This window comes from Geobacillus sp. BMUD (assembly GCF_013096845.1).
GTDB lineage: Bacteria > Bacillota > Bacilli > Bacillales > Anoxybacillaceae > Geobacillus > Geobacillus vulcani.
This window is the reverse complement of record NZ_SDLA01000001.1, coordinates 258,447-279,131: the sequence shown is the minus strand read 5'-3', so window position 1 is coordinate 279,131 and position 20,685 is coordinate 258,447. Positions and strand designations below refer to the sequence as shown.

18 protein-coding genes are annotated in these 20,685 nt (G+C 55.6%); 1 reads left to right on the top strand and 17 read right to left on the bottom strand.

From position 1 onward, the window contains the following. Positions 1-3 precede the first annotated feature (3 nt). From ETC05_RS01350 to ETC05_RS01295, 12 genes are all read right to left on the bottom strand, one after another. Positions 4-753, bottom strand: a complete 750-nt coding sequence (locus ETC05_RS01350; protein WP_031410476.1) for a Stp1/IreP family PP2C-type Ser/Thr phosphatase — start codon at positions 751-753, stop codon at positions 4-6. A 5-nt stretch (positions 754-758) separates the two neighbouring features. Beyond that, entirely contained in the window at positions 759-1,856 is a 1,098-nt protein-coding gene (rlmN, locus tag ETC05_RS01345) for a dual-specificity RNA methyltransferase RlmN (RefSeq protein ID WP_031410477.1), read from the bottom strand. A 4-nt stretch (positions 1,857-1,860) separates the two neighbouring features. After that, positions 1,861-3,195 (bottom strand): 16S rRNA (cytosine(967)-C(5))-methyltransferase RsmB, encoded by a 1,335-nt coding sequence (gene rsmB / locus ETC05_RS01340; RefSeq protein WP_031410480.1) that lies wholly within the window; start codon positions 3,193-3,195, stop codon positions 1,861-1,863. Then, the gene (gene fmt, locus ETC05_RS01335) at positions 3,182-4,141 is read right to left on the bottom strand and encodes a methionyl-tRNA formyltransferase (RefSeq protein WP_171660208.1); all 960 of its coding nucleotides are present in this window, start codon (positions 4,139-4,141) and stop codon (positions 3,182-3,184) included. The genes rsmB and fmt overlap by 14 nt, the downstream gene beginning before the upstream one ends. Positions 4,142-4,147: 6 nt before the next feature. Further along, positions 4,148-4,621: a peptide deformylase gene (def, locus tag ETC05_RS01330; protein ID WP_031410484.1), complete on the bottom strand. Its 474-nt coding sequence runs from the start codon at positions 4,619-4,621 to the stop codon at positions 4,148-4,150. A gap of 17 nt (positions 4,622-4,638) precedes the next feature. Next, positions 4,639-7,044: a primosomal protein N' gene (gene priA, locus ETC05_RS01325; RefSeq protein ID WP_031410486.1), complete on the bottom strand. Its 2,406-nt coding sequence runs from the start codon at positions 7,042-7,044 to the stop codon at positions 4,639-4,641. Then, positions 7,041-8,246, bottom strand: coding sequence for a bifunctional phosphopantothenoylcysteine decarboxylase/phosphopantothenate--cysteine ligase CoaBC (gene coaBC, locus ETC05_RS01320; RefSeq protein WP_171660207.1), 1,206 nt, complete (start codon positions 8,244-8,246; stop codon positions 7,041-7,043). Before coaBC ends, priA begins: the two co-directional genes overlap by 4 nt. Before the next feature lie 48 nt (positions 8,247-8,294). Further along, the gene (gene rpoZ / locus ETC05_RS01315) at positions 8,295-8,495 is read right to left on the bottom strand and encodes a DNA-directed RNA polymerase subunit omega (RefSeq protein WP_031410491.1); all 201 of its coding nucleotides are present in this window, start codon (positions 8,493-8,495) and stop codon (positions 8,295-8,297) included. 2 nt (positions 8,496-8,497) lie between these two features. Then, positions 8,498-9,115, bottom strand: a complete 618-nt coding sequence (gene gmk / locus ETC05_RS01310; protein ID WP_071880197.1) for a guanylate kinase — start codon at positions 9,113-9,115, stop codon at positions 8,498-8,500. Beyond that, positions 9,112-9,405 (bottom strand): extracellular matrix/biofilm regulator RemA, encoded by a 294-nt coding sequence (remA, locus tag ETC05_RS01305; RefSeq protein ID WP_031410494.1) that lies wholly within the window; start codon positions 9,403-9,405, stop codon positions 9,112-9,114. The genes gmk and remA overlap by 4 nt, the downstream gene beginning before the upstream one ends. A gap of 46 nt (positions 9,406-9,451) precedes the next feature. Further along, positions 9,452-10,327 carry a YicC/YloC family endoribonuclease gene (locus ETC05_RS01300; RefSeq protein ID WP_031410496.1) on the bottom strand — a complete coding sequence of 292 codons (876 nt, stop codon included), beginning with the start codon at positions 10,325-10,327 and terminating at the stop codon, positions 9,452-9,454. Positions 10,328-10,414: 87 nt separating this feature from the next. Continuing rightward, positions 10,415-13,087 (bottom strand): calcium-translocating P-type ATPase, SERCA-type, encoded by a 2,673-nt coding sequence (locus tag ETC05_RS01295; RefSeq protein WP_171660206.1) that lies wholly within the window; start codon positions 13,085-13,087, stop codon positions 10,415-10,417. Between the two features lie 528 nt (positions 13,088-13,615). Between ETC05_RS01295 and ETC05_RS01290 the strand changes: the two genes are divergently transcribed. Continuing rightward, a complete protein-coding gene (locus ETC05_RS01290; protein ID WP_171660205.1) occupies positions 13,616-15,355 on the top strand; it encodes an Rqc2 family fibronectin-binding protein in 1,740 nt (579 codons plus the stop codon). 714 nt (positions 15,356-16,069) lie between these two features. Here the strand turns inward: ETC05_RS01290 and ETC05_RS01285 are convergent. Genes ETC05_RS01285 through nikC form a run of 5 tightly spaced genes read right to left on the bottom strand, consistent with a single transcriptional unit; the run spans position 16,070 to position 20,684 of the window. Further along, entirely contained in the window at positions 16,070-16,945 is an 876-nt protein-coding gene (locus ETC05_RS01285; RefSeq protein ID WP_171660204.1) for a nicotianamine synthase family protein, read from the bottom strand. A 10-nt stretch (positions 16,946-16,955) separates the two neighbouring features. Beyond that, complete coding sequence (locus ETC05_RS01280) at positions 16,956-18,260, bottom strand: MATE family efflux transporter (RefSeq protein ID WP_171660203.1); 1,305 nt, start codon at positions 18,258-18,260, stop codon at positions 16,956-16,958. A gap of 12 nt (positions 18,261-18,272) precedes the next feature. Continuing rightward, positions 18,273-19,046, bottom strand: coding sequence for an ABC transporter ATP-binding protein (locus tag ETC05_RS01275; protein WP_171660202.1), 774 nt, complete (start codon positions 19,044-19,046; stop codon positions 18,273-18,275). Between the two features lie 27 nt (positions 19,047-19,073). Then, positions 19,074-19,856: an ABC transporter ATP-binding protein gene (locus ETC05_RS01270; RefSeq protein ID WP_171660201.1), complete on the bottom strand. Its 783-nt coding sequence runs from the start codon at positions 19,854-19,856 to the stop codon at positions 19,074-19,076. 12 nt (positions 19,857-19,868) lie between these two features. Continuing rightward, entirely contained in the window at positions 19,869-20,684 is an 816-nt protein-coding gene (gene nikC / locus ETC05_RS01265) for a nickel transporter permease (RefSeq protein WP_483299788.1), read from the bottom strand. Between the last annotated feature and the right edge of the window lies 1 nt (position 20,685).

Genomic DNA, 20,685 nt, shown 5'->3' with positions numbered 1-20,685 from the left:
CGATCACCCACCTTCACGTTCCGTTGAAACATCGATGACCGCCAGCGAAATGTTGTCTTCCCCGCCCCGCCCGTTGGCGAGCTCAATGAGCGCCTCCGCCTTCTCTTCCAGCGTGCCGGCACCCGTCAAAATATGCACCATGTCTGCTTCCGACACTTTGTTGGACAACCCGTCCGAACATAGCAGCAACATATCCCCTTCGTCGAGCGCCACCGTTTTAACGTCGATTTTCACCGCCGGTTCCGTGCCGAGCGCCCGCAACAGCACGTTTTTGCGCGGGTGATGTTCAGCCGCTTCTTTGGAAAGTTGCCCGCTTTTGACGAGCTCATTGACCAACGAGTGGTCATCCGTCAGCTGCTGAATTCCGCTTTGGTTGAGCACGTAGCAGCGGCTGTCGCCAATATGCGCAACCGTCGCGAACGGACCGGCGCAAACGGCAGCGACAATCGTCGTCCCCATTCCTTGGCATTCCGGATGGAAACGGGCATGTTGAAACAATTGTTCGTTCGCCGCCGCAATCTGCGTCTTGAGCCATTGCTCCGCCTCAGCAGGCGAAGCAAGGCCATTCTCTTTCTCCCAGCACTCCTGCAAATACGTCACCGCCATGGAGCTGGCTACGTCGCCGGCACGATGCCCTCCCATCCCATCAGCGACGATCGCTAAATATTGACCGCGTTGATTGACAAACACGCCGCCGCTGTCTTCGTTATGTTCGCGAATTTGGCCGATGTCAGTTCGGAAAACGGCTCGCATCCGATTCACCTCGTCTCTTCTTTTCGCTCCTTCGCGCGAAGCTGTCCGCAGGCGGCATCGATGTCGTGTCCATGTTCGCGGCGAATGGTGACATTGATTCCATGTTTTTTCAACGCCCGTTCAAAAGCGAAAATTTGACTGCGCGGCGTGCGCACATAGTTGCGCTCCGGCACGTAGTTGACCGGAATCAAATTCACATGGCATTTCAGTCCTTTAATCAGCGCAGCCAGCTGCTCGGCGTGCTCAAGCTGGTCGTTCACCCCGCCGAACAATCCGTACTCAAACGTCACGCGCCGGCCGGTTTTTTCAATGTAATACCGAACTGCCTCCATCAGCTTCGGCAGCGGGTACGCTTTATTGATCGGCATGAGTTTCGTCCGCAGCTCATTTGTCGGTGCGTGCAAAGAAATGGCAAAGTTGATTTGCATTCCTTCATCCGCGAATTGGTAAATTTTAGGTATTATCCCGCTGGTAGAAACAGTGATATGACGAGCGCCAATGTTCAACCCTTTTGGGTGGTTGATGATGCGCAAAAACTTGATGAGTGCATCGTAGTTGTCAAACGGCTCGCCGATGCCCATGACAACGATGCTGCTGACGCGCTCGCCTGTTTCATCGAGCGCCTTCTGCACTTGCACGACTTGGGCGACAATCTCGCCCGCCTCTAAATGACGCTTAAGGCCGCCGAGCGTCGAGGCGCAAAACGTGCAGCCGATGCGGCAGCCGACTTGCGTTGTGACGCACACCGAATTGCCGTAGTTATGGCGCATGAGCACTGTCTCGATCGAATAGCCATCATGAAGCTCAAACAAAAATTTGATCGTTCCGTCTTTGGACGTTTGTTTGACCACCGTTTTCAACGTCGTGATCAAAAACGATGCCGCTAGCTGTTCGCGCAACCGTTTCGGCAGATTCGTCATGTCGGCAAAATCGGTCACGCGCTTCTGATACAACCATTCGTAAATTTGCGTGGCCCGAAACGGCTTTTCACCTTGAGCGGCAAGCCATTCCTTCAATTCGTCCAGCGTAAGCGAATAAATCGATGGCAACGGGGGCTGCGTTTCGCCGACAGAGCGGCGGGCAGCCGGACGAACCATTTCCATGCTTTTACACCTTCTTTCGCAGTCGGGCGATAAAAAACCCGTCAGAGTCAAAATGATGCGGCAACAACTGAAGCATGCCGCCTTTCACATACGGCCGCACCGGTTCCGGCATCCGCTCGGCCAGCTGGCCATCAAGGGAAAAGTCGCGGTGGTCGGCTAAAAAGCGGGCGATGGTTTCTTCGTTTTCCTCGCGCTCCACCGTGCATGTGCTGTAGACAAGCGTACCGCCTTTTTTCAAAAGCGGGGCGGCCGCCCGTAAAATGGCTTGCTGCACCTCAGCAAGCGCGGCGACATCATCGCTCCCTTTCGTATATTTGATCTCCGGTTTACGGCGAATGACGCCGAATCCCGTACACGGCGCATCAACTAAAATGCGGTCAAACGATTCCGGGGCGAACCGTTCACCGAGCCGGCGGCTGTCAAGGGCGATGGCCATGATGTTATCAAGTCCAAGCCTTTGCGCCTGTTGTTTGATCAGCTTTACTTTATGCTCATGAACATCGACGGCGACTACTTCGCCACGGCCGTCCATCCGCTCCGCGATATGGGTCGTTTTTCCGCCCGGTGCCGCGCAGCAGTCAAGCACCCGCTCGCCGGGGGCTGGATCGAGCGCTCGGGCGACAAGCATGGAGCTTTCATCTTGAATCGTCAGCCATCCGGCGCGAAACGCCTCGGTATGAGCCAAGTTTCCTTTTTCCGCGCGAATGGCTTCGGGCGCCATTCGGCCCAATTCGGCCTCAACTCCTTCAGCGCGCAGCCGCTCGAGCGCTTCTTCGACGGTCGCGCGCAGCCGGTTGACGCGGGCCGTTGATTGCGGCGGGCGCAAGTTCATCTCGCACATGCGCGCGGTCTCCTCGAAGCCGTATTGCGCGATCCAGCGCCGGACGAGCCACTCGGGATGGCTGGTGGCAATGGCAAGCCGCTGGCTCGCGTCATCAACCGCCTCGATCGCCGGCAACCCTTCGCGGCTGATCGTGCGCAAGACGCCGTTGACAAGTGAAGCGATGCCGCGATGGCCGCGCCGCTTAGCGATTTCAACCGCTTCAAAGACGGCGGCGCGGTCGGGGACGCGGTCCAAATACACCATTTGGTACAGCGTCAAGCGAAGAAGTATGCGCACCCACGGCTCAAGTCGGCGCGCTTTGCGCAAAAACGGCGCTAAATAGTAGTCGAGCGTGTCGCGCCGCTGCATCGTGCCGTACACGATTTCCGTCAACAGCGCCGCATCGCGGCTGTCAACATGCCCTTTGCGAATCGCGTCGTTCAGTTCGAGATGGCTGTATGCCCCTTTTTCTTCAATTGCCAACAGTGTATCCAAAGCAAGTTCACGTACGTTCATGATCCTCTCCTAGCTTCATGCCGACCGCCAGCCGGCTGCCGGCGCCGCGCAAAAATTCGCCTGCCGCCATCCGTTTTTTTCCGGCCGGCTGCAATTCGGTGATGCGAATGGCCGTCTCATTGCCCGTGGCCACGACGATGCCGTTTTCCTCGAGCGCCAAAATCGTGCCTGGCGGCGCCGAATATGGCGCTGGCACTTTTTCTCCCCACCATATTTTCCAAACATTATCTCCCGATGTCGTATACGTCACCGGCCACGGATGGAAGGCGCGAATATGGTTGTAAATGGCTTCGCCGGGCTGCGTCCAATCGATCCGCTCCTGCTCGCGACGGATGTTCGGCGCATACGTCGCTTTCTCCTCATCTTGCGGAACGGGCGTAATGTTTCCTTCCAATAAAAGCGGAAGCGTTTCTGATAATAGTTTAGCCCCGGCGGCGCTCAATTTATCATGAAGTGTGCCAACCGTATCCGTCTCGTCGATCGGCACTTCCACTTGCGCCAGCATGTCGCCGGCGTCAAGTTTTTCTACCATGTACATGATCGTAACGCCTGTTTTCGTTTTTCCTTGCCAAATGGCGTAATGGATCGGCGCGCCGCCGCGCAGTTCCGGAAGAAGCGAAGCATGGACGTTGATGCAGCCGTATTTCGGCGCCTCAAGCAGCGCCTTTGGCAAAATTTGCCCATACGCTGCCGTGACAATCAAATCGGGCGCAAACGCCAGCACTTGTTCATACTGCTCCGGCTCGCGAATTTTCGTCGGCTGCAGCACCGGGATGCCGCAGCGCTCCGCCTCGACTTTGACCGGCGGCGGAACAGGCTCGCGCTTTCGCCCTTTCGGCTTGTCCGGCTGCGTGACAACCGCTGCAACCCGATACCCGTCATCAAGCAGCTGCCGCAAAATCGGTACGGCAAAGTCAGGTGTTCCCATAAAGACAATGTTCGTCATTGGCATCTATCCTTCCAATTCTTCAAGATCGCAATAGCGAATCACTTTCGACGTAAACAACACGCCGTGCAAATGGTCGATTTCATGCTGCAGGGCGCGCGCCAAAAAACCGGTCGCAGAAAGCGTAAAGGGGCGGCCGCGCCGGTTCTGCGCCCGTACTTTCACATATTTCGCACGCGGCACTTCGCCAAACAAACCGGGAAAGCTCAAACATCCTTCCACATCCACTTCTTCGCCGCGCGTTTCGATCACGACCGGGTTGATGAGCTCAATGCGTCCGTGCTCATCTCCGACATCGACGACCGCAATCTGTTCGGCGATGCCGACTTGCGGAGCGGCGAGCCCGACTCCATCAGCAGCAAGCATCGTTTCATACATATCGTCAAGCAGCCGCCCGAGCCGACGGTCAAATATCGTTACCGGCGCGCACGGCTGTTCTAAAATCGGATTCGGATACGTGACAATGGACAAAATCGACAACGCCATTCCTCCATCTTTTACATCATCATATAGGGGTTCGTATCGACGGTAATGGTGACACCGCCATGGGCGGCGTCCGCTTGGTAGCGGTCGACCACCGCTTTAAGCGCCGCCGTGACGTTCGGCTCCCGCTTGTATTTTATCATGCATTGGTAACGATATCTATCATGAAGCCGAGCGATCGGCGAGGCGACCGGACCGAGGACGACCGCTTCCCTTGACAGCTGCTTGCGCAAATAGACGGCGATTTTCTCCGCCGCTTTGGCCGCAGCCGGCGCCTCTTCGTGAGCGACGGTAATAAGTGCCAAATAATAGTACGGTGGATAACCGTGCGCTTTGCGCAGCGCCATCTCCCTCCGATAAAAAGCGCGATAGTCGTGGCGGGCGGCCAGTTCAATGCTGTAGTGTTCGGGTGTATACGTTTGAATGATGACTTCGCCGGGCAGCTCGTGCCGTCCGGCGCGTCCGCTCACTTGCGTCAGCAGCTGGAACGTTTTCTCCGCAGCCCGGAAATCGGGCAGGTGAAGCATCGTATCGGCCGCCAGCACACCAACAAGCGTGACATCCGGAAAGTCAAGTCCTTTGGCGATCATTTGCGTGCCGAGCAAAATATCGGCTTCTTTCGCGGCAAAGCGGGACAGCAGCTCCTCATGCGCCCCTTTCCGCCCGGTCGTGTCGACGTCCATGCGGATGACACGCGCCTTCGGCAGCAACTTCGCCAGCTCTTCTTCCACTTTTTGCGTGCCGGTGCCGAAAAAGCGGATATGTTCGCTTCCGCACGACGGACAGCGGGGAACAAGCGGCTCTTCATGGCCGCAATAATGGCATTTCATCCGCTCACCGGCGCGATGGTACGTGAGCGAAATGTCGCAGTGCGGACAACGGATGACATAGCCGCAGCCGCGGCACATGACAAACGTTGAATAGCCGCGCCGGTTTAAAAATAGCACCGCCTGCTCGCCGCGGTCGAGCCGAAGGCGCAGCTCCTCGAGCAATCGCCGCGAAAACATCGAACGGTTGCCGCTGCGCAACTCCTCGCGCATATCGACCACATGGACGTCCGGCAAGCCGCGATTGCTGATGCGCTCCGGCAGTTCGAGCAGCTCGTACACCCCTTTGACGGCGCGGGCAAACGTCTCCAGTGAGGGAGTGGCGCTGCCGAGCACGACCGGACAGCTGTGGTGGCGGGCGCGGTAAATGGCGACATCGCGTGCATGATAGCGCGGCATTTCTTCTTGCTTGTAGCTCGTCTCATGCTCCTCATCGATAATGATCATTCCTAAATTTTCAAACGGGGCGAACACCGCCGACCGCGCGCCGACAACAAGCTGCACTTCTTTCCGATGGATTTTCCGCCATTCGTCATATTTTTCGCCGACCGACAGCCCGCTGTGAAGCACCGCTACTTTCGGGCCGAACCGGCTTTTGAAGCGCTCAACCATTTGCGGTGTCAGCGAAATTTCCGGCACAAGCACGATCGCTTCCTTCCCTTGACGCAGCACTTCATCGATCGCCTGCATATACACTTCCGTCTTTCCGCTGCCGGTGACGCCATACAACAAAAACGTGCGATGCTCTCCGGCGCGCACCGAAGCGACGACCTTCGCCAAGGCTGCCGCTTGCGCCTGGGTGAGCGCCGGCGGCTCGCTCGGCTGAAACGTGCGATGCGCATACGGATCGCGATACACCTCGACATCGCGAGCAACAACCAATCCTTTCTCCACAAGCGCCTTCAGCGGGGCAGAGGAAATGCCGAGTGTTGCTTGCAGTTCGGCAATGGGGACAGCTTCCCCCCGCTTGAGCAAAAACGACACCACTTCTTTTTGCCGCGCCGGCAGCGAATGAAGCGCCTGTTCCGCCTGTTCGGCCGAAACGGCAAGAGCGGCGGACTTCACCGTTTTCTTGCCCGCTTTTTCCTTCACCTTATAGACCGCCTCAAGCACGCCTTGCTGCACCGCTTTTTGCGCCGCACGCCATAAACCGGCCGCCTCAACCTCTTTCCACGCCGCCTCCGTCCGCCCGGCAAACAGCGGCTGCAGTTCATCGGGAAGCTCGCCCCGCCTTTCCTCTTCCGTCAGGCGGAGCGTCTTTTCATACTTCGCCCGCATCGCCGCCGGCAGCATCGCCTGGTACGCGGAAATGGCAAAACAAAGCGTCGTTTCCGTCAAATAGCGGCCAAGATCAAGCAGCTCGCCGTTTAACACCGGCACGACATCAAGCACCTCTTCAATCGCCTTCAATGACTCGATCTCAGAATGATCTTTTACGTCCACAACAAACCCTTGCAAGCGCCGCGCCCCAAACGGCACCGTCACCCGCATGCCCGGCTGGATGACGCCTCGCCAGCGCTCCGGAATCCAATAATCGAATGGACGGTCCGTCTGCCGGGACGGGACATCGACAATCACAGATGCGACTTTCATCGAATCGCCTCGATATACGCATGAATTTCCTTTAAAATTTCCCTAGCGGCCTCCTGTTTCGTCATGAGCGGCAACGGCCGGACGACGCCATCGCGGCGGAAGATGGTGACGATGTTCGTATCGCCGGCAAACCCTGCCCCCTCTTCGGTGACATTGTTGGCAACGACCATATCCAACCGCTTTTCTTCGAGTTTTTTTAACGCATACGGCTCGAGGTTGTCCGTCTCAGCAGCAAATCCGACCAAAATCTGCCTTGTTTTTCGCTCACCAAGCGCTTTCAAGATGTCCACTGTCCGCTCCATCTCTACCACATAGTCACCTGGCTGCTTTTTTATTTTGGACGCCGCCACATATTTTGGCCGATAATCGGCGACCGCCGCCGCCTTGATGACGATGTCCGTTTCCGCAAACCGAGCCATCACTGCTTCGTACATTTCAGCGGCCGACTCAACCGACACCGTCTCGACGTCATCCGGCGAAGAAAGCGCGGTCGGTCCAGCAACAAGCGTCACCGAAGCGCCAAAGCGGGCCGCTGCTTCGGCGATGGCATAGCCCATTTTGCCGCTCGAATAGTTGGAAAAATAGCGAACCGGATCAAGCCGCTCCCTTGTCGGCCCAGCGGTGACAAGGATGCGCTGGCCGCGAAACAGCGGCGGATCATCAGCGAAAAAACGCTCGATATGGGCGATGATTTTCTCCGGCTCCTCAAGCCGCCCTTTGCCGATATAGCCGCACGCCAAATAGCCTTCCGACGGCTCGATGAACCGGTAGCCGAATTGGTGGAGCCGCTCAATGTTTGCCTGGACGGCCGGATGCTCGTACATATGGACGTTCATCGCCGGAGCGATCCAGACGGGCGCTTTCGTCGCCAAAATCGTTGTCGTCACCATATTGTCAGCGATGCCGGCGGCCAGCTTCGCGATCGTATTGGCCGTCGCCGGTGCGACGAGAACAAGATCGGCCCAGTCCGCTAAGTCAATATGGGCGATGACAGCCGGGTTGTTTTCGGCAAACGTATCGACATACACTTCCTGGCGCGACAATGCTTGGAACGTGAGCGGCGTAATGAACTGGCACGCCCCTTCCGTCATGATCACTTTCACTTCGGCGCCGCGCTGGGTGAGCTGGCTGGTGAGCACCGCCGCCTTGTACGCCGCCACCCCCCCGGTCACGCAAAGCAAAATATGTTTTCCGTTGATCATGTTGGCCACCCCCGACATTGAAAAAAATAACAACCTAAAGCTAGGTTGTTATTTGTCTTCTTCCACTAATTCGACCTTGTCACCAGCGATTTCCTCGAGCGCCTGGCCGACAAATTTTTTCGACACCGGCTTTTTCACCATCAGCTCCGCACCGTCCTGAAGCTCGCGCGCCCGTTTGGCCACCACCGTGACGAGCTTATATTTCGAATCGACTTTTTGCATCAGCAGATCGATGGAAGGATACAGCATCGTTATTCCACCCCCAACATCCGTTTATATCGCTTGGCGACGCGCTCACGCCGGCAATGTTCAGCGATGACGATCGCCTTGATCCGCTCGCAGGCGAGCTCTACTTCGTCATTTTCCACGACATAGTCGTACTCATCCATCATCTCAAGCTCCTCTTTCGCCGCCCGCAACCGGTTTTCAATCAGCTCTTTCGACTCCGTGCCCCGCCCCATGATCCGCTTCTCAAGCTCCTTGAGGCTTGGCGGGGCCAAGAAAATGAAGAGCGCCTCCGGAAACGCCCGCCGTACTTTCATCGCCCCTTGCACTTCGATCTCTAAAAACACATCTTTCCCTTCGGCAAGCGTCTTCTCCACATAGTCGATCGGCGTGCCATAGTAGTTGCCGACGTATTCCGCCCACTCGAGCAGCTTGTTTTCACGGATCATTTGTTCAAACTGCTCGCGCGTGCGGAAGAAGTAGTCGACGCCTTCCACTTCGCCTTCGCGCGGCTTACGCGTCGTGACCGACACCGAATAATGAAGATTGATGTCTGGCTGCGAAAACAGCGCCTTGCGCACCGTCCCTTTGCCAACCCCAGACGGACCCGACATGACGATCAACAACCCACGTTCGTTCTTCAACGTCCCAACCCCTGCCCTTCCTCGGAGAAATCGTCGCTTCCATATAAGCGGTTCGCCACCGTTTCCGGTTGCACGGACGACAAAATGACATGATCGCTGTCCATGATGATGACAGCGCGCGTCCTCCGCCCGTGCGTTGCGTCAACGAGCTTGCCGCTTTCGCGCGCATCTTGAATGATTCGTTTGATCGGCGCCGAATCGGGGCTGACAATCGTAATGATGCGGGCGGCTGACACCATATTTCCGTACCCGATGTTGATGAATTTCACCATGACACGCCCACCTGCCATATTCGATATTGTTGCCGCCGGCAAGCCGTTTTAAACCGTTATTCGACTATTCGACGTTTTGCACCTGTTCTTTCATCTTCTCGATCGCGCTTTTCATCTCCACGACTTGCGCGGCAATCAGGCTGTCGTTTGCCTTGGCGCCGATCGTGTTGACTTCCCGGTTCAACTCTTGCACCAAGAAGTCGAGCTTCCGCCCAACCGGTTCGTCCATTTCTAAGGCGTCCGCCATTTGCGCCAAATGGCTGCGAATGCGTTTCAACTCCTCGTGAATGTCCGCCTTTTCGGCAAACACCGCCACTTCCGTCAGCAAGCGCGCTTCATCGATCGGAGCGGGCGCCCATTCGCGCAGGCGGCGCTCAAGCCGCTCACGGTATTGTTCCATGACAAGCGGTGCCCGCTGTTCAATGGCTTCCACCCCGGCTTCGACTTCATGAAGCCGGGCGCGCAAATCCGCGGCAAGCGCCTCTCCTTCGCGTCGACGCATGGCAACAAGCGCCTTTGCCGCCTCGTCGATGGCATCTAAAAGCAGCGGCTCTACTTCTTCATTCGCGCCTTCTTCTTCGACGACCTCGACCGCCCCATCAAGTCGAAGCAGTTCGGCGGCCGTCACGCCGCCGTCAATGGCAAATCGCTTTGCGGCTTCCTGCACTCCGGCCCAATACTGGCCAAGCAAATCCCAATCAATATGTACGCTCCGTTTCACAAGACCGTCGCCGGCGATCGTGACGAACACTTCCACTTTTCCGCGCCGCACGTACGATGAAATTGCTTTTTTTATTTTATCCTCAAACACAAGCCATTGTCTAGGGAGGCGGATGGAAATTTCGCAAAACCGATGGTTGACGGATTTCATTTCCACCGCCACCATCAAGCGATCCGTTTTTTTCACACTCGCGCCGAAGCCGGTCATGCTGTAAACCATATCATCACATCCGTTGCTGTCATGATGAAAAAGAAAAGGTCATAGAGCTTGCCTCTATCACCTTTTTCATTATACCATAACCACGTTTTATTTTCTCGCCCGAAACGAGCCAGCAAACAAAAATGTCGGCAAGGCAGACAGACCTACGATGAGCAGCCAATCGACCGCGGCGAGCGGCTTCGTATGGAACACCGCAGCCAGCGGCGGATAGTAGATGACAACCAACAGCAATACAAGCGACACGGCCACCGCCGCGACAAGATACATGTTCCCGAATGGACTGCGGTCAAAAATCGAACGATCGCAGCGGCAGTCAAACACATGGATGAGCTGCGCCAACACCAACGTCGCAAACGCCGCCGTCTGGGCGTAAACGAGATCCTCGCCGCTCCGTTCATAGGCCGTCAAAAACGCGGCCAACGTCACCACGCCGATCAAAACGCCGCGGCTTATGATTTTCCAGCCGAGCCCACGCGCGAACACCCCTTCATCGGGGCGGCGCGGCGGCCGCTTCATCACGTTTTCTTCCGGCCGGTCGAGCCCGAGCGCCATCGCTGGCAAACCGTCGGTGACAAGATTGACCCATAAAATTTGAATCGGCACGAGCGGCAGCGGCAACGCCAGCAGCATCGCAAACAACATGACAAGAATTTCCCCGACGTTGGAGGCGAGCAAGTAGCGGATAAACTTGCGAATGTTTTCGTAAATGTTGCGCCCTTCTTCAATCGCAGCCTCAATCGTCGCAAAGTTGTCATCCAACAAAACGAGCGACGCCGCCTCTTTCGCCACTTCTGTCCCCGATCGGCCCATGGCGACGCCAATATCGGCTGCTTTCAGAGCAGGTGCATCGTTCACCCCGTCCCCGGTCATCGCGACGATATGGCCGCGCCGTTTGAGAGCGTTGACGATTTTCAGCTTATGCTCCGGAGCAACGCGGGCGAACACGTAAATCTCATCGACGGCGCGTTCCAACTCATCGACCGATAGCTTCGAAAGCGTCGCCCCGTCCATCACTTTGCCGCCGGGCGGGAGCACGCCAAGCTGTTTGGCGATGGCGGTGGCTGTCAACACGTGGTCGCCGGTGATCATCACCGTTTTCATGCCCGCTTCTTTGCAGCGCGCCACCGCTTGCTTCACCTCAGGCCGCGGCGGATCGATCATGCCGGCGACGCCGAGGAACCGCAGCTTTGTCTCCGCCTCCTTCTCCGACCCGATCCGTTCTGTCTCCGCAAGCGGCCGGTACGCGACGGCAATCGTGCGCAAGGCGGAAGACGCCATCTGCCGAATCGCCTTCTCAATCGTCTCTTTCCAAGCCGGCGTCAGCACCTGTTCGCGGCCGTTCCATTCAAGGTGGTCCGCCCGCTCAAGCAGCACATCGGGCGCCCCTTTTGTCACGACCAACCGGCGGCCGTTTCGGTCGCGAACGATCACCGTCATCATTTTTCGCTCCGAATCAAACGGAAACTCCTGCTCGACCGTATACTCGCGCCAAACCATCCCTTTCGCCAATCCCGCTTTCGCCGCCGCGACGAGCAGCGCCCCTTCGGTCGGATCGCCGTCGACATAGCGCCGCCCGTTTTCCTCTTTCAACTCCGAACGATTGCAAAGCACCGCCATCGTCAATAGACGGGCGAGCTCGGGAACACGGTTTGGATCCACCGCCCGGCCCCGTTCGGAAAACTCGCCGGCCATGTCAAAGCCAACGCCGCTGACCGCAAATGTCCGTCCGCCTGCCCATACTTGCGTGACGGTCATCATGTTTTCCGTCATCGTCCCCGTTTTGTCGGAACAAATGACCGAAGCGCAGCCGAGCGTTTCCACCGCCGGAAGCTTGCGGACGATGGCGTTTCGTTTGATCATCCGCTGCACGCCAAGCGCCAAGACGACCGTCACAATGGCCGGCAACCCTTCCGGAATAGCGGCAACAGCGAGCGATACGCCGGCCAAAAACATTTCATACACGTCGTGTCCTTGAACGACCCCGACGGCCACCACCATGGCCGTCAGCGCCAAGGCGACGACAAGCAAAATTTTCCCAAGCTGCTCGAGCCGGCGCTGAAGCGGGGTTGCTCCCGCATCCGCCTCTTCAAGCATCGTCGCGATTTGCCCCATCGCGGTTTTCATCCCCGTGGCAATGACAATCCCGATCCCATTCCCTCTTGTCACAAGCGTCCCCATAAACGCCATATTGTGCAAATCACCCAACGAGGCCTGTGCGGTGTGAAGAGGGGCAGCCGATTTGGCCACCGGCACCGATTCGCCCGTCAGCGCCGACTCCTCGATTTCCAAGCCGGCTGCCTCAATCAAGCGGACGTCGGCCCCGACCCGGTCGCCGCTTGCCAGCCGCACCACATCGCCGACAACAAGCTCGCGCGCCGGGACTTTCACCCACTCCCCGCCGCGCAGCACCACCGCTTGCGGCGCGGACAACCGTTTTAAAGCAGCCAGCGACTTTTCCGCCCGCCGCTCTTGGATAAACCCGAGGATGGCGTTCATGATCACGATGACGACAATCGCCACCGCATCGACGTACTCGCCCAAAAACGCGGAAATCACCGTTGCCAACAGCAGCACCAACACCATAAAATCTTGAAACTGGCGAAAAAAGACGACGATGGCCGACTCCTTCTTCCCTTCCGCCAGCTCATTGTACCCGAACTGCCGCAGCCGCTTTTCCGCCTCCGCTGCAGTAAGCCCGGTCTTGACATTTGTCTTCGTTTCGTGCGCGACATCGCTGGCCGCGAGCGTATGCCACTGCATTTGTCTCCCCTCCGTCTCTTCGTCTTTTCAGCGCACTGTTTCCGCTTTTTTATGCTTATTCACTCCTGTCCGAAAAAATGATCACACCGCCATGATGTCTGGCGGCACAAACAAGCCAACATCACCGCTTGGCCCGTGTCCATCCCCGACGGAACATGACACGAAAAGCCCGTCTCTCTCCGCGCGGCCGACCTTGCTTCAGCCCCTTGTTGGTGAAAATCCCTGCGGTGAGCCGTGGTTTTCATCCCTAGGTGGAGGGCAAAAGGTTGCCCATGGAGCTTTCTGTGAAAATGCACACGCCTTTATCAGTCATTTTCATGCCTGGGTGGAGGGCATCCCATTGTCTATGGATTGCTTGTGAAAATCCAACGCCAACGATCCTTGGTTTTCATCCCCGGGTGGCGAGCAAACCGTTGCCCATGGAGCTTTTCTATGAAATTCTCCGAAAACGTTCATAGAAATGTTCAAAGCGACAAATGGTATGATAATATCAGAGTAGCAACCAAACGAAACAGAAAGGTGTTTTCCATGTCGTTTGACGGAGTGTTTACATACGCCATTGTCGGTGAACTCGAAGAGGCGCTTGCGGGCGGGCGGATCACGAAGATTCACCAGCCGTCGGCGCATGAGATCGTCATGCTCGTGCGCGCCCGCGGCCATAGCCATAAAGTGATGCTGTCGGCGCATCCGACGTACGCGCGCGTCCATTTGACAAACGAAACGTACGACAACCCGCCGGAACCGCCGATGTTTTGTATGCGGCTGCGCAAACAGTTGGAAGGGAGCATCATCGAAACGGTCCGCCAAGTCGATTTTGACCGCATCATCGTCATCGATGCAAAAGGGCGCGACGAACTCGGCGATGTGCAGACAAAGCGGCTCATCATCGAAGTGATGGGCCGACATAGCAACATTATCCTCGTTGATGCATCGACCAACACGATCATCGACAGCTTGAAACATTTGCCGCCGTCCGTCAATCGTTATCGGACAGTGCTCCCGGGACATCCGTACGTCGCCCCGCCGACGCACGGCAAGCTGAATCCACTTGAGGCGACGGAAGAAACGGTGCTGAAAAAACTTGATTTTCACGCCGGCAAGCTCGCCCATCAGCTCGTTTCCGCCTTCAGCGGCCTTTCACCGCTGTTCGCCAACGAGGTTGTCTTCCGCGCCGGGCTCGCCAACCGGGCGACGCTGCCGAAAAGCTTCCTCGCGCTCATCGATGACGTCCGGCACCGCCGCTTTGCCCCGATGATGTACACGAACGGGGAAAAAGAATGGTTTTACGTGTTGCCGCTTACGCACATAAAAACCGAAGGCCAACCGTTTGCGAGCGCAAGCGAGCTGCTCGACCGCTTTTATTTCGGCAAAGCCGAGCGCGACCGCGTCAAGCAGCAAGCTCATGACATCGAGCGGCTCATGACGAGCGAAAAGGCGAAAAACGAAAAAAAGCTCCTCAAGCTCGCACAGACGCTCGAAGAAGCCAAAAAAGCCGATGTTTATCGACTGTACGGGGAGCTGCTCACCGCCCATTTGCATGCCATCAAGCGCGGCATGACGGAAATCGAAGTCACCAATTACTATGATGAAAACGGCGGCACGGTCACGATCCCGCTCGACCCGCAAAAATCGCCGTCTGAGAACGCGCAACAGTACTTCCAAAAATACCAAAAAGCGAAAAACTCGCTCGCCGTCGTGCAAGAACAAATCGAGCGCACGAAAGAAGACATCGCCTATTGCGACACGATTTTAAGCCAGCTGGAAACCGCCTCGCCAAAAGATGTCGAGGAAATCCGCGACGAGCTCATTGAACAAGGCTACTTGCGCCCGCGCGCGGCGAAAGGAGCGAAAAAGCGAAAACCAACCACGCCTGAGCTGGACCGCTACGTCGCCAGCGACGGCACGGAAATAGTGGTCGGCAAAAACAATAAACAAAACGACTATCTCACGACCAAACTCGCCCATAAGGACGATGTTTGGCTGCATGTGAAAAACATTCCCGGCTCGCACGTCGTCATCCGGAGCAAGCAGCCGTCTGACGGGACGCTCTTGGAAGCGGCGAACTTGGCCGCCTACTTCAGCAAAGCCCGCCACTCCGGCTCCGTGCCGGTCGATTACACACGCGTCCGCTACGTGAAAAAACCGAGCGGCGCCAAGCCAGGGTTTGTCATTTACGAAAACGAACAAACGCTCTACGTCACACCGGACGAAGAGCTCGTCCGCGCCATGAAACAGCGGCAAAAAGAACACGCGGCGAAACCATCATAACCCCGCCTCGATGCCCTTCAACATGGCAGCGGCGATTCACGGGAACTCCCATTCCACACCGACACGGCCTAGAAGGCTCGTGAAACATAGCGATCGCCCCTCGTTCATGTCCGATGACGTGAAACGAGAAGCCGATGCCACAAGGTTTTTCAATTTAAGAAACAAGGCGGTGAAGCAACCTGCTCCTTTCATCACCGGCCTTCTACTTCATAAAAGACAGCGGGCTGTCTGTAAGACCAACTGCATGGCCTTGCGGACAGCCCGCTCTGCCCTTGAGGCAGCTATGTTGCATCTATTCGGTATCAAAAAATAGTCATTGTCCAGACAGGGCAAAACCTGCTGCAACAGATGTTGTTTTATCAAACCTTTTAGCGGCGGAAGACTTCTCAGCGGGTATGTTAAAACTGTAACTATCCTTTTGTTGTAAGCTCATGTACATTTTCATGCACACTCAAACCACATCATCGAACGCCTTCTTGAAACAGCACTCGCAAGCAGGATGGGAACAAAGCAGTCTAAACAAAAACAGCCGCTTGCTGAGCAGTAAACACTGATGACCAAACGCAAAAGGGCGGACGTCATCATCATAGCCCATTTTCAGCGAGAATATGCGATATTTCTTTATAGCAGAGGGCGCGTCATCGATGCAAAAAGAAGGATGGAAGAGACTTTCTTAGTCATGTTGAGAAAAGTTCTGAATCGCCTGATGATTTTTTACGCGCCGCTGACGCGTGTAATCGAAGGCGGTCGCTGTGAAGTCGGAAGACCGTTATATGCGATAAATACGGTGCTGTTAATAATCGAACGATTCGCTTTGGCGTCTCCGATCTTCTGGCAGCCTGCCCGCCGAAAATAAGCCACATCGACCGGCTCATAAAGCAACTCGTAAATGCCGTCGACCGAACGGATGGCGATAATCGCCTCGCGATTGATTTCATATACCCTTTCAATCACTTCCTCTTTATTCGGCACAAGGCTGGCGATCCATACGATATCGTGGCGCCTATAATCGTAGTGGGCCCCATCTGCCAACACGCATCGGACGGTCTCTCCCCACCCGTAGGCGTCGATCAACTTTTTGCCGGCAGCATGCGCCTTTTCGTCTATATCAATGCACACAACCGGCCTTTCTATTTGACGTTGAAGCAACAAGGCGCTCAGCGGCAACGGTCCGGAGCCGACAAACGCGATGGATGAAACAGACCGCTTTTCGATAATGGCGAAAAGCGCCTGCAGTTCGTTTTCCACCAGCTTCTCGTAATTCTCCCAATACAAGAAAGTTTGTAAGTAATCAAGATGAGGCGCCCCGGCGAGCAGTTTTTCCGCATAATAAAATTCCATTAACGTTTCCGCTTGCCCCAGCTTTTGCAACATGTCGGGCCGCACCTTGCGAATCTCTTCGTCTGACGCGATGTCGGCGGCCCATTCGCAGCCGTAACACGCTCCTAAACTTTTGACAAGTGCATGCAACGTTTCGTTAATGACCGGGTTGTTCGGAGATAAATCATGCTCCCTAGCGAGCACTTTATACGCCGACTTGTATTGCTCTATGATTTGTTTTTTCCTATCCGGACATTGCGCCATGGACATCGACAGCACCTCATTTTGGAAATAGTGATCGCTCCAGCTTCGGAACGTACATTGCTAAAAACAGCGACCGCCCAAGGCTAAACGCGATAAAGGCCAGCCATAACCCGTGGTTGCCCAAAGCGGGCGGCAATATGACGAAGAGCAATAGGTAGCACGCGAGCGAGAAAAGCATCGAATTTCGGATCGGGGCCGTTTTTGCCGCGCCCGTAAAAACGCCGTAAAATACCAATCCGTAGCCGGCCGCAAGCGGATACGCAGCCATCCATGCGCTATAGGAGACGGCGAGTTCGAACACGTCCCGGTTGTTTGTAAACAGCCGGATCACTTCATCGTCAATCCATATATACGCGAGCATGATCGATAACGCCGCGAGCACCGTCCATTGGAGCGACAACGATAACGTGCGCGCATACAGCCGTTCATCGCGAGCGCCGACCGCTTTCCCGACTAAGATGCTGCTGGCATTGGCAAACCCATCGAATACATACGCCATCAAATAGTGAATTTGAATAAGAATTGCGTTCGCGGCCAACACCTTTGTACCAAACGCGGCCCCTTTCGCCGTCAACGTGTTGAACACCGCCAGCAAGCAAACAGTGCGGAGCAACAAATCGCCATTAACCGCCATCATCCGTTTCCACTCGGCTGCGTTCCATCCTTCTCTTGCAAACAGATCGGAGAGGCGAATATTCACCAATCGGCGGACGATTGCTATTCCAATTGCAAACGCCGATGCTTCAGCGATAAATGTCGCCATGGCAACCCCGCCCACTCCCTCGCGAAGGACGGTGACGAACCAGACGTCAAGGGCGATATTGAGCACGTTCATCCCCACTTGCAATGATAAAGACGTTTTCACTCGCCCCATTCCGATCAGCCAACCGAGAATCGCATAGTTGGCAAGTGCAAACGGCGCGCCCCAAATGCGGATAGAAAAATATTGCTCAACAAAAGCCGCCACATCCCGCTCCGGCTGCAGCAAAGCGAGAGCGACCGAGAGAATCGGGGATTGCATCGCAATAAACATGAACCCGATGCCTAATCCGACTACAAGCGGCCGAATGAAGCATTGAAGGCATTGTGTTTCATCTTGAGCGCCGGACGCTTGCGCTGTAAAGCCGGACGTGCTGACTCGCAAAAAGCCGAACAGCCAATACATCGTGTTGAAAATCATCGATCCGACGGCAACCCCGCCAATATAGGCCGGATCTGACAGCTGCCCGACTACCGCCGTATCGACAGCCCCTAACAACGGAGTGGTAACGGTGGAAATGATTAATGGAATCGCTAAAGCCAAATAGGCTCGATGCGTCATCACAGTCCTCCTCTACTGTGCAAACAAGTTGACAAGTTTTTGCGTGTAAGGATGGCGCTCTGGCGAAAATATATCTTCTGTAAAAAAATGATCGACTGCCCTTCCTTCTTTCATGACCATGATACGATCGCTCAACGCGCACACGGCGGAAACATCATGCGAAATAAATAAATACGACAGGCCGAGTTGCCGCTGCAATTCCTTCAACAACGCCAATATTTGTCCCTGTGTGTACATATCCAAGCTCGCCGTCGGCTCATCAAAGACAATGAACGAAGGCTGAATGCTGATGGCGCGGGCGATGACTGCCCGTTGTTTTTGTCCGCCGCTTAATTCATGAGGATACGAATAGAGAAAGCGGCTCTCCAATCCGACCATGTCAAACAACCGTTTCGCACACTGCTCCCGCTGTTCTCGGACATCCCGCAAATAGGACGGACACGCATCGCGATAGACATCTAACGCTTCCATGACGGAATCGATGATCTTGAGCCTCGGATTGAGCGCCGCCGCCGGATGCTGGAACACCGCCTGCATGTGGCGCCGCATGTTTCGCAACGCTTTTTTTCCTAGCAAATGCAGCGGTTGGCCGTGCAAAAAAACAGCTCCTTCGTCCATTTTTTCAAGAAGCAACAAACAGCGCGCCAGCGTGCTTTTGCCGCTGCCGCTCTCCCCGACAAGCCCGACGCATTCGCCTTTTTGAACCGATAAAGACAGTCCCTTTAAAGCTTGGCATCCCGATGAATACGCCTTTGTCAAGTTGTATGCGGCCAATACATCCGTCATGATGCCTCATCCCTTTCTATTGTCACTTCAACTCAGACGCCGTTGGCGAACTGGTGGAATCGCCTGCAGGAGCTGTTTCGTATACGGGTGGGAAGGGCGGTTTAAAACGTCCTCCGCTCGACCCATTTCGACGATTTGTCCTTGCTTCATGACGGCGATCGTATCTGAATATGTTTTTGCCTGCCGCAAATCGTGCGTAATGAAGAGGATCGCGCAATTCGTTTTCTTTTGCAGGCGGGCGATCGTCTCAAGCACATGCGCGGCGTTGACGCAGTCCAAAGCGGTTGTCGGTTCATCCGCAATCAGCAGCGACGGCCGGAGCATGATGGCGGCAGCGATCGCTGCGCGCTGCAACTGACCGCCGCTAAGCTGAAAAGGATAGCGATGATAGACGCGATCAGGCGGCAGCTGCACGTCTTCCAACGCCTGAAAAGCAAGCTTCCGCCGCTCGCTTTTGGATAGAGAGCGATGTGAGCGAATCATTTCATCGAGCTGCTTGCCAATTGTGATAAACGGCGTAAATGAGCTTTGATAATCTTGAAAAATATAAGCGACTTGAGCCCCGCGCCATTTTCGCCAATCTTTGTTTGACAGCGCGATGAGATTCTCATGTTGCAGCATGATGCGCCCGGCAACCGACATTCCTTTCGGCAACAGTCCGCCTAGCGCCAAAGCAGTCAAGCTTTTGCCGCTGCCGCTCTCGCCGACGAGCGTCAACCATTCGCCCGCTTCAATCGCAAAATCGATATTTTGGACAAGCGGCTTATTGTGCAAAGAAATGCGCAACTGTTGAACGGATAATAACGGCATGCCGCCCCCTCCTTAACCTTTAACGTCCAAACGGTCTCGCAGCCAATCGCCGGCGATGTTTGCCAGAAGCACCGTCCCCATAATCGCTAAGCCGGGAATGAACATTAAATGGGGAGCGCTTTGAAAATACGGTCTTCCTTCATTCAGCATCGCCCCCCATTCCGGCGTCGGCGGCTGCGCTCCTAAGCCGATATAGGAGAGAGAGGCAATGAGCAAGATGGTTTTTCCGAGATCCAACGTCGCCAAAACGAGCACGTTTCCTAATACGTGGGGCAACAAATGTTTCCGAATGATTTGAAACGTGCTTAAACCGCTGACAACGGCCATCAACACATAATCTTTTCCCTTTTCCGCCAGTACGGTGCTCCGGGCAAGCCGTGCGTAGCTCCCCCACTTCGCCAAGACAATCGCCAACACTAAATTCCACATGCCGGGGCCTAAAAGGCCGCTCAACACGATGGCGACGATAAAATCAGGGAACGCTAAAAATGCATCGACGGCCCTCATAAGCCAACGGTCCAACCATCCGCCGCGAAAGCCGGCCAGCATCCCTAAAGGAACGCCAATAACCAAAACGAGCAGCAAAATAAGCGCCGCTGTGCCGACCGTGACTTGTCCCCCAGCCGCAATGCGCGACAATACGTCTCGCCCAAGATGGTCCGTCCCGAAAAGATGGTCCGCGCTCGGCGGAAGCAGCCGATCGCTCATCTTGATTTCAAGCGGATCGTAAGGAGTCCATAGCGGAAGCGCGGCAAGTACGAACAAATACGTCAATAAAAGCAGCAACGGAAAGGACAGCACCCGCCTTGTATTTGTTTCCTTCGCCATT

What these genes read in the sequence shown, in the direction of transcription:
- ETC05_RS01275 (WP_171660202.1), bottom strand. Translation starts at nt 19,046, where the DNA reads ATGACGGATGTATTGGCCGCATACAACTTGACAAAGGCGTATTCATCG.
- ETC05_RS01295 (WP_171660206.1), bottom strand. Translation starts at nt 13,087, where the DNA reads ATGCAGTGGCATACGCTCGCGGCCAGCGATGTCGCGCACGAAACGAAG.
- ETC05_RS01300 (WP_031410496.1), bottom strand. Translation starts at nt 10,327, where the DNA reads ATGGTTTACAGCATGACCGGCTTCGGCGCGAGTGTGAAAAAAACGGAT.
- remA (WP_031410494.1), bottom strand. Translation starts at nt 9,405, where the DNA reads ATGGCAGGTGGGCGTGTCATGGTGAAATTCATCAACATCGGGTACGGA.
- ETC05_RS01290 (WP_171660205.1), top strand. Translation starts at nt 13,616, where the DNA reads ATGTCGTTTGACGGAGTGTTTACATACGCCATTGTCGGTGAACTCGAA.
- ETC05_RS01280 (WP_171660203.1), bottom strand. Translation starts at nt 18,260, where the DNA reads ATGACGCATCGAGCCTATTTGGCTTTAGCGATTCCATTAATCATTTCC.
- fmt (WP_171660208.1), bottom strand. Translation starts at nt 4,141, where the DNA reads ATGACGAACATTGTCTTTATGGGAACACCTGACTTTGCCGTACCGATT.
- ETC05_RS01285 (WP_171660204.1), bottom strand. Translation starts at nt 16,945, where the DNA reads ATGTCCATGGCGCAATGTCCGGATAGGAAAAAACAAATCATAGAGCAA.
- ETC05_RS01270 (WP_171660201.1), bottom strand. Translation starts at nt 19,856, where the DNA reads ATGCCGTTATTATCCGTTCAACAGTTGCGCATTTCTTTGCACAATAAG.
- nikC (WP_483299788.1), bottom strand. Translation starts at nt 20,684, where the DNA reads ATGGCGAAGGAAACAAATACAAGGCGGGTGCTGTCCTTTCCGTTGCTG.
- rlmN (WP_031410477.1), bottom strand. Translation starts at nt 1,856, where the DNA reads ATGGAAATGGTTCGTCCGGCTGCCCGCCGCTCTGTCGGCGAAACGCAG.
- priA (WP_031410486.1), bottom strand. Translation starts at nt 7,044, where the DNA reads ATGAAAGTCGCATCTGTGATTGTCGATGTCCCGTCCCGGCAGACGGAC.
- rpoZ (WP_031410491.1), bottom strand. Translation starts at nt 8,495, where the DNA reads ATGCTGTATCCTTCCATCGATCTGCTGATGCAAAAAGTCGATTCGAAA.
- coaBC (WP_171660207.1), bottom strand. Translation starts at nt 8,246, where the DNA reads ATGATCAACGGAAAACATATTTTGCTTTGCGTGACCGGGGGGGTGGCG.
- rsmB (WP_031410480.1), bottom strand. Translation starts at nt 3,195, where the DNA reads ATGAACGTACGTGAACTTGCTTTGGATACACTGTTGGCAATTGAAGAA.
- ETC05_RS01350 (WP_031410476.1), bottom strand. Translation starts at nt 753, where the DNA reads ATGCGAGCCGTTTTCCGAACTGACATCGGCCAAATTCGCGAACATAAC.